Annotated in this window: 10 protein-coding genes; 2 read left to right on the top strand and 8 right to left on the bottom strand. The window is 62.4% G+C overall.

From position 1 onward, the window contains the following. The first annotated feature begins 151 nt into the window (after positions 1-151). A complete protein-coding gene (locus tag DXH78_RS06995; protein ID WP_115517770.1) occupies positions 152-1,135 on the top strand; it encodes a DUF808 domain-containing protein in 984 nt (327 codons plus the stop codon). A gap of 3 nt (positions 1,136-1,138) precedes the next feature. Here DXH78_RS06995 and DXH78_RS07000 read toward each other — a convergent pair whose 3' ends face one another. The 6 genes from DXH78_RS07000 to DXH78_RS07025 all read right to left on the bottom strand — a co-directional run bounded on the left by DXH78_RS07000 (position 1,139) and on the right by DXH78_RS07025 (position 8,485). Beyond that, complete coding sequence (locus tag DXH78_RS07000; RefSeq protein ID WP_115516371.1) at positions 1,139-2,065, bottom strand: carbohydrate ABC transporter permease; 927 nt, start codon at positions 2,063-2,065, stop codon at positions 1,139-1,141. Then, positions 2,058-3,017, bottom strand: a complete 960-nt coding sequence (locus DXH78_RS07005; RefSeq protein ID WP_168192728.1) for a carbohydrate ABC transporter permease — start codon at positions 3,015-3,017, stop codon at positions 2,058-2,060. The genes DXH78_RS07000 and DXH78_RS07005 overlap by 8 nt, the downstream gene beginning before the upstream one ends. A gap of 95 nt (positions 3,018-3,112) precedes the next feature. Then, positions 3,113-4,426, bottom strand: a complete 1,314-nt coding sequence (locus DXH78_RS07010; RefSeq protein WP_115516373.1) for an ABC transporter substrate-binding protein — start codon at positions 4,424-4,426, stop codon at positions 3,113-3,115. 40 nt (positions 4,427-4,466) lie between these two features. Then, complete coding sequence (locus tag DXH78_RS07015) at positions 4,467-5,546, bottom strand: ABC transporter ATP-binding protein (RefSeq protein WP_115516374.1); 1,080 nt, start codon at positions 5,544-5,546, stop codon at positions 4,467-4,469. Positions 5,547-5,766: 220 nt separating this feature from the next. Beyond that, positions 5,767-6,525 (bottom strand): SDR family oxidoreductase, encoded by a 759-nt coding sequence (locus tag DXH78_RS07020; RefSeq protein WP_115516375.1) that lies wholly within the window; start codon positions 6,523-6,525, stop codon positions 5,767-5,769. 139 nt (positions 6,526-6,664) lie between these two features. Further along, positions 6,665-8,485, bottom strand: coding sequence for an IlvD/Edd family dehydratase (locus DXH78_RS07025; RefSeq protein WP_115516376.1), 1,821 nt, complete (start codon positions 8,483-8,485; stop codon positions 6,665-6,667). Positions 8,486-8,833: 348 nt separating this feature from the next. On the opposite strand from DXH78_RS07025, the gene atzF reads away from it, so the two are divergent. Then, on the top strand, positions 8,834-10,639 hold the full coding sequence (gene atzF / locus DXH78_RS07030) for an allophanate hydrolase (RefSeq protein WP_115516377.1): 1,806 nt from the start codon (positions 8,834-8,836) through the stop codon (positions 10,637-10,639). A 139-nt stretch (positions 10,640-10,778) separates the two neighbouring features. On the opposite strand, the gene DXH78_RS07035 is transcribed toward atzF, so the two are convergent. Continuing rightward, complete coding sequence (locus tag DXH78_RS07035; RefSeq protein ID WP_115516378.1) at positions 10,779-11,489, bottom strand: GntR family transcriptional regulator; 711 nt, start codon at positions 11,487-11,489, stop codon at positions 10,779-10,781. Between the two features lie 20 nt (positions 11,490-11,509). Beyond that, positions 11,510-13,234: a dipeptide ABC transporter ATP-binding protein gene (locus tag DXH78_RS07040; RefSeq protein ID WP_115516379.1), complete on the bottom strand. Its 1,725-nt coding sequence runs from the start codon at positions 13,232-13,234 to the stop codon at positions 11,510-11,512. Positions 13,235-13,245: the final 11 nt, after the last annotated feature.

Raw genomic sequence — 13,245 nt, forward strand, 5'->3', positions numbered from 1 at the left:
ACCGCTAACGGCCGCACACGATTAGCATATAAGCTTTGTCGATTATCGCTTGAGGAGTGGTCTATACTGGCCACCGGGGTGATACGCCGATCATGCGATCGGCGCGACACGTAGAAGTTGGTCGAGTACTTCCTTAGCGAAAGTGCAAGCCGTGAGTATTGGATTGATTGCGCTGCTGGACGACGTTGCAGCGCTGGCCAAGGTGGCGGCGGCCTCGCTCGATGATGTCGTGGGGCAGGCCGCGAAGGCCGGCGCCAAGGCCGCCGGCGTGGTCATCGACGATACGGCGGTGACGCCGGGCTATGTGATCGGCTTTGCCGCCAAGCGCGAGCTGCCGATCGTCGGCAAGATCGCGATCGGATCGCTCCGCAACAAACTCCTCATCCTGCTGCCGGCCGCTTTGCTACTCAGCTATTTCGTGCCGTGGATCATCACGCCGATCCTGATGCTCGGCGGCGCCTATCTCTGCTATGAGGGTACGGAGAAAGTCGTCGAGGCGGTGCTACCGCATCATGCGCACGCCCATGAGGCGAAGCTCGAGACGGTCGCCCTCAATCCCCAGTCATTCGAGGATGAAAAGGTCGCTAGCGCGATCAAGACCGACTTCATCCTGTCGGCGGAAATCATGGCGATCACGCTGGCCGCCCTTCCGGCCGGCAACATCGTGACCCAGGCTCTGGTGCTGGCGGTGGTGGGAGCTGGCATTACGGTCGCGGTCTACGGCACGGTTGCGCTGATCGTAAAAGCCGACGATGTTGGCGTCGCGCTGGCACGCAACGAAATGCCGTCGATGGCGGGCCAATTCAGCCGGGCCGTTGGACGCGCGCTCGTGCTGGGGATGCCGGTCTTCCTGAATATTCTCATTGTCGTCGGCACCGCCGCCATGATCTGGGTCGGCGGCGGCATCATTCTGCACGGCCTGGAAGTCTACGGACCGCCGCAGATTCATCTTGGCGTCGAAGCCGCGTCGCATACGGTGGCGAATATGGCGCCGGCGCTCGGCTCTGTCCTGGAATGGGTGACGGTCGCGGCGATGTCCGGCGTTATCGGCGTTCTGGTGGGCGGCACGCTATTGCCGATCGTCGAATTCGCCATTTCGCCCGCGTGGAGGCGGACGAAGGCGATCTTTCGCTAGGCGCTATTCTTTCACCGCCCCGGTCATCGCGGACACATAGTGTTCGACGAAGAAGGCATAGAGAATGACCAGCGGTAGCGAGCCGATCATCGCGCCGGCCATCAGCGAGCCCCAGCGATAGACATCGCCGTCGACCAGCGCCGTGACGATGGCGACCGGTACGGTTTTATATTGCGTCGACGATATGAAGGTCAGCGCGTAGATGAACTCGTTCCAGCACAAGGTGAAACAGAAGATGAAGGCCGAGATCAGGCCCGGCACGGCCAGCGGCAGCACGATCTTGACCAGAATCTGCCAGCGGCTGGCGCCGTCGATCAGCGCGCATTCCTCGAGCTCGAACGGGATGGTCTTGAAGTAGCCCATCAGCAGCCAGGTCGAGAACGGAATAAGGATCGTCGGATAGGTCAGAATCAGGGCGAAGGGCGTGTCGAACAAGCCGTACTGGAACACGACCGTCGACAGCGGGATGAAAAGGATCGACGGCGGCACGAGATAGGCGAGGAAGATCGCGCCGCCGACCCACTGCGCGCCGCGATAGCGCAGCCGCACGATGGCGTAGGCCGCGAGCACGCTGGCGAAGATCGACAATGCCGTCGCGCAGGTCGCGATCAGCATCGTGTTCCACAGCCACACCGGATATTGCGTGTCGAACAGCAGCTTGTGGATATGCTTGAAGGTCGGGTTCCAGGTCCAGAACGGATTGTAGATGTCGAAGTCGAGCAGTTGCTCGTCCGGCTTCACGGATGTCAGCGCCATCCAGTAGAACGGGAACAGCAGCACGACCATGATGATGCCCAGCGGCAGATAGAGCGTCACCAGCCGGCGCGGCAGGCTGTTGAGATAGCTCATGCCCTCGCTGTGGTCGGCAGCGGGGCTGGCGGTCAGAACGCGCTGCGGGCGCGCCGCTTTTTCCGCGAGTACGTCAGTCATTGTCGCCACCCTGTTGCCATTTGCGACGCTGCAAGCCGAACCAGGACACCATGATCGCGGCGAGCAGGAATGGGATCATCGCTGTCGAGATCGCCGCGCCTTCACCGAGCGAGCCGCCGATGATCGCGCGCTGATAGGACAAGGTCGCCATCAGATGCGTGGCGTTCACCGGGCCGCCGCGGGTCATCACCCAGATGAGCTGAAAGTCGGTGAAGGTGAACAGCACCGAGAAGGTCATCACCACGGCGATGATCGGCGTCAGCAGCGGATAAGTGATGAACCGGAAGCGCTGCCACGGCGTGGCGCCGTCGATCGTGGCGGCCTCGTACAGCGACGGCGACACCGTCTGCAGGCCGGCCAGCAGCGTGATCGCGACGAAGGGCACGCCGCGCCAGATATTGGCGAAGATCGTCGACCAGCGGGCGTTCCAGACGTCGCCGAGGAAGTCGATATTCGTGGTGATCAGCCCCATCTGCTTCAGCGACCAGGAGATGATCGAGAATTGCGCATCGTATATCCACCAGAAGGCGATAGCCGACAGCACCGTCGGAACGATGAAGGGGATCAGCACGACCGCGCGCAGAATGGCCTTGAAGGGCAGGCGTTCGTTAAGCAGCAGCGCCAAATAGAGGCCGACCGCAAACTTGATGATGCTGGCGACGGTGGTGTAGAGCAGGGTGTTGAATACCGACAGGAGGAACGTCGAATCCTCCCGCAGCCATTCATAATTTTCCAGCCCGACGAATTCACCAGCGCGGCCAATCTTGGCGTCGGTAAACGACAGCCAGACGCCCAGGCCCAGCGGATAGGCCAGAAACAAAATCAGAATCGCGCCGGCCGGCAACATGAACCAGAGGCCGAGCCAGTTCTTGTTGGTCTTCAGCCGGTCCCAGGAGGTGGGCTCCTGGATCGGCCGCTTGTCCAGGCGTGATTTCAAAGCGACATCGGTCATCAGGTTCAAGCCCTGCATCCCGTCACGTGGGACGCTTGCCATGCCAATAAAAAGAGACGTCCCGGGCCCGCGCGGCGGACCCGGGACGTAACGCCTTAGCGATAGATGCGCTTGAGCTGCCGCTCCGCGATCGCGATTGCGCCCTTGGCGTCTTCGCGGCCGGTGGCGTAGTTCGCGAACATGTCGACGACGATGAAGTCGGCGATGGCTGTCGCCGCCTTTTCGCCGACCGAGCCGAGGCCGCCGGCCGTGAGCGAGCGTTTGGCGACGTCACGATACGGCGTGTTCTTCGGATCGGCGGTCCAGATCGGGTTGTTGTCATAGGCGTTCAGGCAGTGCGTCAGATAGCCCCTTGCCGACTGAATCCACGGATTGAAGTTGTCCGCTTCGAGCATGAAGGCGATCAGCGCCTTACAGGCCTGCGGGTTCTTGGTGTAGTTCATGGCCAGTGCCGGATACATCAGATGCAGCTCGGTGGTCTTGCCGACCGGGCCGATCGGGAAGTAGGCGTGGTTCATGTCCGCGGCAACATCCTTGGCGCTATTCTGCGCCGCGACGTAGATCGAGATGCCGTTATTGGTCCAATGGATTTCCTTGGCGAGGAAGGCTTTGTTGTTCGAGCCGTCGTTCCATGACGCGGTGCCGGGAATCATGTTGCCATAGAGCGCCTTGGCGAACTCCAGTGCCTTCATCGTTTCCGGCGAATTGATGATGACCTTGTCGTTGGCGTCGACGGTTTGTCCGCCGTGGGACCACAAGGCCCAGTGCAGCCAGGTGTTGCCGTCGCCCGATGCATGGCCAAAGGCAAAGCCGCCGGGCGTACCCTGCGCCTTCATCGCTTTGGCGTATTCCAGGAATTCGTCGTTCTTGGTTGGGAATGCGGACCATCCGGCCTTCTTCGACGCTTCCACGCGCCAGTTGATCAGCGCGCCCGAATAGCAGATCGGGATCGCGATCCACTTGTTGCCGTTCTTGCCGTACTTCACGGCGCTATCGACCCAGCCGCCGTACTTCTTGCCGAGGTAATCCGCGACGTCGGTCATGTCGACGCACTTCTGCGGGAACAGATGCGGCAACGAATACAGACCCCAGAAGATATCCGGTCCGGTACCCGTATTGGCGGCGACCGAGGCTTTCGGCTGCACGTCTTCGTAGGATTCGCGGGCGATCTGGACCGGCACGCCAGTCGCTTTCGTGAAGGCGTCGATCATCTTGACGAAAGCGTCGTCTTCCGACTGCACGAAGTACTTCCAGCGCAGCATGGATAGCTTGGCGCCCTTCTCGGGCTTCCACGGTGAGGCTTGGGCCCAGGCTTTCGCCCAGTCGAGCAATGCGGGGCCGGTCAATGCAGCCGCCGCGCCAAGCGCGGTGCCGCCCTTGACCAAGCTGCGGCGTGTCAGGTCAGTCATCGTTTCTCTCCCTTTGAGTCGTTTCTGGTTAGTCGAGCCTTCAGGAATTCAGGCGCTTGCCTGTCGACGCGTCGAACAGATGCACATATTGCGGATCTGGTCGTAGCCGGATCTTCTCGCCCGGTTGAAATTGGTGACGTTCGCGGAACACCGCGACGACTTCCTCGCCGCCGAGGTTGGCAAAGACCTGCGTCTCCGAGCCAGTCGGCTCGATAACGATGATCTCGGCTTCGGCGCCGTCGCTGGAACCGTCCTCGGCCAGCGTGAAGTGCTCGGGCCGGATTCCGTAGATGACGTCGATTCCGTTGGCGCTGTCCGGCGCGTTGACCAGCGGCAGCTTGACGCCCTGCGGGCCCTCGAACATGCCGGTGCCGTTCATGCGCACCTTGCCCTTGAGAAAGTTCATCGCCGGCGAGCCGATGAATCCGGCGACGAAGACATTGGCCGGCTTGTCGTAGAGATCGAGCGGCGCGCCGATCTGCTCGACGATGCCGTCGTGCATGACGACAATCTTGTCGGCCATGGTCATGGCTTCGATCTGGTCATGCGTGACGTAGACCGTGGTGGTCTTGAGGCGCTGATGCAGCTCCTTGATCTCGGTGCGCATCTGCACGCGCAGCTTGGCGTCGAGGTTCGACAATGGCTCGTCGAACAAGAACACTTGCGGATCGCGCACAATGGCGCGGCCCATGGCGACGCGCTGGCGCTGGCCGCCGGAGAGCTGGCGCGGAAAGCGATCGAGCAGCGCATTGAGACCGAGAATTTCCGCGGCGCGCTTGACGCGCGTGTCGATCTCCGCTTGCGGCGCCCCGCGCAGCTTCATGGAGAATGCCATGTTGTCGGCGACCGTCATGTGCGGATACAGCGCGTAGTTCTGAAACACCATCGCGATGTCGCGCTCTTTCGGCGGCACGTTATTGACGACGCGGTCGCCAATTGCGATCTCACCGCCGGTAATATTTTCCAGGCCCGCGATCATACGGAGCAGCGTGGATTTGCCGCAGCCGGACGGGCCGACCAGCACGACAAACTCGCCATCAAGAATGGAAATATCGACGCCGTGAATGACGGCGGTCGTGCCGAATGCTTTTCGGACGTCGCGGATCGCGACAGAAGCCATTTCATTCCCTCCCTACCGACGCTCAATCAATTGATTTGATAGGCGTCACCGCGTGCAGGATTATTCCCGTCTTCACGGCCGGCCATTTTCGGCCCATTATTATCGAGCGTTTAACCGCAACTCGCAGGTGATATCATCATATGATGTCGCCTGCGGCAAGGGCGACCCTGCCCACCGGCGGCCCGCGCCGCCGGCGTGTTGATTAGCCTTTCGTCGCAGTTCAGGTCGTCATGCCGCCATCGATTTGCATGGTTTGGCCCGTGTAGTAGCTGGACTCGTCGGAAGCGAGCCACACCGCACCGGCCGCTATCTCTTCCGGCGTGCCGAGACGGCCGATCGGCTGACGATCGATAAAATCCTGCCGCACGTCCTTCGCCGATTTGGCAAGTTTCTTGGCGTTCGTTGCGATGCGCTCGTTGAGCGACGGCGACTGAATGGTGCCGGGGCAGATTGCGTTGACGCGCAGACCCTGGCGAACGAAATCGGCCGCCATGGCTTTAGTCAGCCCGATCACGGCCGCCTTCGTTGTGCCGTACACATAACGATTGGGCAGGCCGCGCAGGGAACCGGCAACGGAGGCGATGTTGATAACCGAGCCCCCGCCGTTCTTGAGCATCGCCGGCACGAAGGCACGCAAGGTGCGGTGCATCGATTTGACGTTGAGGTCGAAAGAGAAGTCCCAGTCATCTTCGCTGCATTCAAGGATGCTGCCCTGGTGAACGTAGCCGGCGCAATTGGCCAGGATGTCCGGTGCGCCGAACTCTTTGATCACTTTGGCCGCAAGCGCGTTGACGGCCTCGGTCGAGCGCGCGTCGAGCGCATATATCTTGGCTTTTTTCAGATCCTTCAGTTTGGCCAGGTCCAGATCGGTGGCGATTACCTTGGCACCTTCGTTGACAAAAGCCTGCGCGATCGCCCGGCCGATTCCCTGTCCGGCCGCTGTCACGAACGCGACCTTGCCCTTCAAACGTCCAGCCACGTGCTTGCCCTCTTATAAAGTTCGTTGTTTTGCTTGAGATCGCGCCGGCTTCAGGCGCGGCGCTGTCCGGGATTGCTTTGCAATCCGACCTCTCTCCGACGGGGAGAGGCGAAAGCGTGGTTGGTTCTGGTGCCTGCGATCAATGATTATCGCGCGGAATGTATTTCTGCGCGACGCGCTGATATTTCACCGCCGGTTTGAGCACCATGCCTTCGCCGAGCTGATCGACCATGCCGCGCTGGATTTCCTGCCACGGCGTTTGGCTCGGCGGATATTTGAAACCACCTTGCTTCTCCAGCGTCGCCTTGCGTTCGGCAAACTCCGCCTTGGATATGAGAATATCGGCCGTGCCCTTGTTCAGGTCGATGCGCACGCGATCGCCGGTCTTGAGGATAGCGAGACCGCCGCCGGCCGCCGCTTCCGGCGAGGCGTTGAGGATCGAGGGCGACGCCGACGTGCCCGATTGGCGACCGTCGCCGATGCAAGGCAGCGACAGGATGCCTTTCTTGATGAGGTAATCCGGCGGCTGCATATTCACGACTTCCGCAGCGCCCGGATAGCCGATCGGTCCGGTGCCGCGGATGAACAGCATGGTGTTCTCGTCGATCTTGAGCTTCGGATCGTCGATGCGGTGGTGATAGTCCTCCGGACCCTCGAAGACAACGGCGCGGCCTTCAAAGGCCATCGGATCCTTCGGATTGCTCAAATAGCGGTCCCGGAATTCGTCGGAGATGACGCTGAGCTTCATGACGGCGGAATCGAACAGGTTGCCGTGCAGCACCTTGAAGCCGGCCCTTTCCTTCATCGGTTTCTTGTAAGGGCGGATCACGTCTTCATTGACGATCTTGGCGCGTTTGACGTTCTCGCCCATCGTCTTGCCATTCACGGTGATGGCGTCGGCGTGAATCTTCTTCGCCTTGAGCAGTTCGTTCATGACAGCAGGCAGGCCGCCGGCGCGATAATACTCTTCGGCGAGATAGAAGCCGGCTGGCTGCATGTTGACCAGCAGCGGGATATCGAGGCCGACCTTTTCCCAATCGGTGATGTCGAGTTTGACGCCGATATGCTTGGCGATGGCGTTGATGTGAATCGGCGCGTTGGTCGAGCCGCCGATCGCCGAATTGGCGATGATCGTATTTTCGAACGCCTTGCGGGTAAGAATGTCGGAGGGCTTGAGGTCCTCATGCACGATCTCAACGGCGCGCACGCCGGTGTCGTAGGCAATCTGCCCGCGCTCGCGGTACGGCGCCGGAATGGCGGCGCAGCCCGGCAGCGACATGCCGAGCGCTTCGGCCAGCGCGTTCATGGTGGAGGCGGTGCCCATGGTGTTGCAATGTCCGATCGACGGCGCCGAGTTGGCAACAAGATCGATGAACTGCTGATAGCTGATCTTGCCGGCGGCGTGATCTTCGCGCGCCTGCCACACCACCATGCCGGAGCCGATGCGGCGCTCGCCATCCCAGCCGTTGAGCATCGGTCCGCCGGACAGAACGATCGCGGGAATGTTCACGGTCGCGGCCGCCATGATGCAGGCCGGCGTGGTCTTGTCGCAGCCGGTCATCAGGACGACGCCGTCGAGCGGATAGCCGTACAGGATTTCGACCAGGCCGAGATAAGCGAGGTTGCGATCGAGCGCGGCGCCGGGACGCTTGCCGGTTTCCTGAATCGGATGCACCGGAAATTCAAAGGCGATACCGCCGGCCGCACGAATACCTTCGCGCACGCGCGAGGCCAGTTCGAGGTGATGGCGGTTGCACGGCGACAGGTCGGAGCCGGTCTGGGCGATGCCGATGATCGGTTTGCCGGAGGTGAGTTCCTCGCGGGTGAGGCCCCAGTTCAAATAGCGCTCAAGGTAAAGCGCAGTCATGCCGGGATTGTCCGGATTGTCGAACCAGAGCTGCGAGCGCAGGCTCTTGCCTTTGGGCTTCTTTTCGGACGAGCCGGGTTTCCGCTGCTTCATGAATGTCACTCCCTGGCGCCGGGCGGCGCGTCATTGCTTGGTGGCTGGCTTGTCGTCGCAGCCTTGTTGGGTCGTCTGGAAAGGCCCTCCCTATCTAGCATGTTAGGTAGGGGCAGGGCGGGAAAGGTCGTCAGAACCTCCGGGCGGCCTCGCACCGCTTTTTGTTGCGGCTCTAAGTTGAGCGTAAATCCTGAATCTCGGCAACGGGACGTTTGTGTGCAGTGCGCAAACGCCATATTGTATGCAATTATGATACAGTCGCCCGCAATTAGCCACAGGTCGAATTGATGCCTAAAAATTGTTCAATTTTATCTCGCGGCTTCCTGTCACCGTGTCATTCACTCCGTCATGGCTGAGACCGTCCTCGACATCCTCGCCGCGCATCGGGCCGGGACAGCGACGCCGGCCGAAACCGTCGCGCGCACCTATGCTCGCATCCGTGCGCATGCCGACCCGGCGCTGTTCATCACCTTGCGCGACGAAGCTGACGTGCTGGTCGAGGCGAAGGCGCTGGAAGCATCCGGCCGGACCGATCTGCCGCTCTACGGGGTGCCCTTCGTGGTGAAGGACAATATCGATGTCGCCGGCCTGCCGACGACAGCGGCATGTCCAGCCTTTGCCTATCGGCCGACACATGACGCGACTGCGGTGGCAAAGCTCCGCGCTGCCGGAGCGCTCGTTATTGGGAAAACCAATCTCGATCAGTTCGCCACCGGGCTCGTCGGCGTGCGCTCGCCTTATGGAATCCCGCGCAACGCTCTCGATCCCGAACTGATACCGGGCGGATCCTCGTCGGGTTCGGCGACGGCCGTGGCGGCGGGCATCGTGCCGTTCTCGCTTGGCACCGATACCGCGGGATCTGGCCGCGTGCCGGCCGGCTTCAACAATATTGTCGGCCTGAAGCCGAGCCTCGGCCTGATATCGACCAACGGCCTGGTGCCGGCCTGCCGGACGCTCGACTGCATTTCGATCTTCGCGCTCACCGTCGACGATGCGTGGCATGCACTCAGCGTGGCCGCCGGTCCCGACGCGGCCGACAGCTTTTCGCGAACTCGACCACTCGGCCGTTCGGGCGCGATGCCGCCGCATTTGAAGCTCGGTGTGCCGATTCCTGGCCAGCGATTGTTCTTTGGCAACAAGGATTACGAGGCCGGTTACGACGAGGCATTGGCGCGGCTCGCCAAACTCGGCTGCGAGATTGTCGAGATCGATATCGAGCCGTTCTACGAGACGGCGCGACTGCTCTATGAGGGGCCCTGGGTCGCCGAGCGCGCCCTCACGGCGAAAGATCTGCTGGCCTCCAACCCCGGCGCCATTCATCCGGTGACACGCGAGATCACCATCGGCGGTCTGCGCCCGACGGCGATGGACGCCTTCGCCGCCTTCTACAAGCTCGAGCGCCTGCGCCGCGTGTCCGATTACATTTTCGCGCATCAGGTCGACATGCTGGCGCTGCCCACCGCGCCCACCCACTACACGGTGGCGCAGGTCCTGGCCGATCCGATCACGCTCAACAGCCGGCTTGGCACCTACACCAACTTCGTCAACCTGCTCGATCTCTGCGGCCTGGCGTTGCCCGCCTCGTTCACGGACAAAGGCTTGTCGTTCGGCATTACTTTGCTCGCGCCCGGCGGCGAGGACGCACGGCTTGCCGAAATCGGCCGCGTCTTTCATGGCGATACGCAGTTGCCGCTCGGCGCGCTCAACGCTCCGCAGCCGCCGCTCGAGCCCGTTGCCAACGCCGCTGCCGACGGCGAAATCGCCGTCGCTGTGGTCGGCGCACATCTATCCGGCCTGCCGCTCAATGGCGAACTGACCACGCTTGGCGCCTGCCTGCTTGAAGCGACGCATACCGCGCCGGACTACAAACTCTATGCGTTGAACGGCACCGTGCCGCCGAAGCCCGGTCTGCTGCGCGTCGAAGCAAATAAAGGCGCCGCCATCGATGTTGAAGTGTGGGCATTGCCGATAGACGCCTTCGGTGCGTTCATGAACGGCATTGCCGCGCCTTTGTCGATCGGTACGGTGACTTTGGCCGATGGCCGCGGCGTCAAGGGCTTCCTGGTCGAAGCGGCCGCCGTGCCTGGCGCGCGGGATATTACGTCGTTCGGCGGCTGGAGGGCGTTTCTGGCGCAGGGGAAAGAGGCGCTTTAGCTTTCCCCGGACGCGGCGCAACACGGAGCGAAGCGAAGTGGTGCGACGCAGATCCGGGGCCGTTCCAATTTCCGAATATTAGGCGGTCCCGGTTCTGCAGCGCACCGCGAAGGCGCGCTGCGCTGCGCCCGGGACAGGACTACACCGTCTCTGAATAATGCTCGTATTCCTCGCGCACATGGATGATGTGTTCGTTCATTGCCGCAGCGGCAATGGCCTTCTCCCCACGCATGATCGCTTCGACGACGCGGTCGTGCTCGATATGCGATTTGGCCAGACGCCCGAGATTGCGGAACTGGGCTCTGCGGAACGGTTGCACGCGCGCCCGCGTCGATAGCGCCAGATCGGCGAGATAGGCGTTATGCGCGCCATCATAGATGGCGTTGTGAAACGCCTCGTTCACTTCGTGATATTGTTGCGGATCGCCGCTCTGGATCAGCACGCGCAGCCGTTCGTGAATGTCCTCAAGCGCGCGTCGCTCCTGCGTCGTCATGCGCTCGGCGGCAAAGCCGGCGCATAAGGCTTCCAGCCCGGCCATCGCTTCGAACATATTGGCAAGCTGATTGGCATCGGGCCGCGCCACCACGGCGGCGCGGTGGGGGCGCACCTCAACAAGCCCGCTCGCCGCCAGCAAACGGATCGCCTCGCGCACCGGGGTACGCGACACGTTGAATCGGTTGGCGATGCGGGTTTCATCAAGCGGCGCGCCGGGTGCATAAACGCCGCGCACGATTTCGTCGGCGAGTTGCAGGCGCAATTCCTCGGCGCGCGTCTTGCGCGACCCGGATCCGTCTTTCGTCGCGTTCCTTGCGGCGTCGCGCGTCTCGGCGTCCGTTTCTGTCAAACTCATCCGGCCTCAAGGTCTCGTCTTCAAAGCGGCGGATGCGGGATCGCCGCCAATAGATCGCGCGTATACTCGGCTTGCGGCTTATCCATGACGCGCTCGGTCGGGCCCTGTTCGACGATCTGCCCGGTCTTCATCACGATAACCCGGTCGCACAGCAGCCGGACCACATTCAGGTCGTGCGAGACGAAAAGATAGCTCATGCCGAGCCGGTCTTTAAGGTCCTGCAACAGATTAAGGACCACGGCCTGGACCGAGACGTCAAGCGCGGCGGTCGGCTCGTCGAGCACGACGAGGTCGGGCTTCAGCGCAATGGCGCGGGCGATACCGACGCGAGCCTTCTGGCCGCCGGACAGCTGGTGCGGAAAGCGGTCGAGCAGGTCGAGCGGCAGGCCGACCTGCGTTGCCAGTTCCTCGCAACGCGCGCGCAGGTCCTTGCGCGCGATGTTGCCGAGCCGCAGCAGCGGATCGGCGATGGCGCGCGCCGCGGTATAGCGCGGATTGAGGCTTTCCGTCGGGTCTTGAAATACCATCTGGATGCGCTTGCGCTGCGGCAGCGTGGCGAAGGTCTTTGCCGGGATCGCGCCGATGTCCTCGCCGTCAAAGGTGATGGTGCCCGAGGTCTTGTCGATCAGCCGCATCAGCATCATCGACGTCGTCGATTTGCCGCAACCTGATTCGCCGACCATGCCGACGCTTTCGCCACGCGCCACGGTGAAGCTGATGCTATCGACGGCGCGAAACGGCGCCGGCGCCGGCCCGTTCGGTTTGAACAGTTTGAAGCTCGAGGCATCCTGGCGCGGATATTCTTTCACCAGATTCTCGACCACGAGCAGCGGCGTTGCGTCGGCGGCGACGGCCGGGCGCGGTTTCGCCTCCGGCAGTGCCTCGCCATCGGGCAACAGCCCACGCAAGGTGCCGCCCGGCCGCGGCGTGGCGCGCATCAGCTTGCGGGTATAGGCGTGCGCCGGGCGCTTGAAGATGGCCTCGGCCGCGGCCGCCTCGACAACGTGGCCTTTCTCCATCACGACGACCCGGTCGCAATAGGCGGCGGCGAGGCCAAGATCGTGCGTGATCAGGATGGTGGACATGCCGCGCTCGCGCGTCAGTTCCATCACCAGGTCCATGACCGCCTTCTGTGTCGTGACATCGAGGCCGGTGGTTGGTTCGTCGGCGATCAACAGTTGCGGACGGCAGGCCAGCGCCAGTGCGATGACGATGCGCTGGCACATGCCGCCCGACAGTTCGAAGGGATAGGCGTGATAGCGCTCCCGCGGCCGCGCGATACGCACCTGCTCGAGAATCTCGACTGCTTTCTCGGCAACACGGTCCTTGTCGGCCTGTGCGTGCTCCAGCAACACATCCTCGATCTGGTGGCCGACCTTGCGGATCGGGTTGAGCGCGGCGCGCGGGTTCTGGAAGATCATCGACATTTCACGACCACGCAGATCGCGCATCTGGCTCTCGCCAGCGGTGCGCAAATCGACGCCCGAGAACGTCACCGAGCCGTCGGCGATGCGGCCGGCGCGGTCGAGAATGCGCATCACCGCATAGGAGGTGACCGACTTGCCGGAGCCGGATTCGCCGACGATGGCCAACGTCTCGCCCTTGGCCACCGAGATATCGATGTGCTCGACGGCGCGCACGATGCCGCGCCGGGTCTGGAATTCGACGGTGAGGTCGCGCACGTCGAGCAGCGGCTGGCCGGTCTCGACGGTCAGCTTGGTGCCCGGATAGGTCTGCGTGTCCATCGGTCGCCTCC

The sequence above is a fragment of the Undibacter mobilis genome (assembly GCF_003367195.1).
GTDB classification, from domain to species: domain Bacteria; phylum Pseudomonadota; class Alphaproteobacteria; order Rhizobiales; family Xanthobacteraceae; genus Pseudolabrys; species Pseudolabrys mobilis.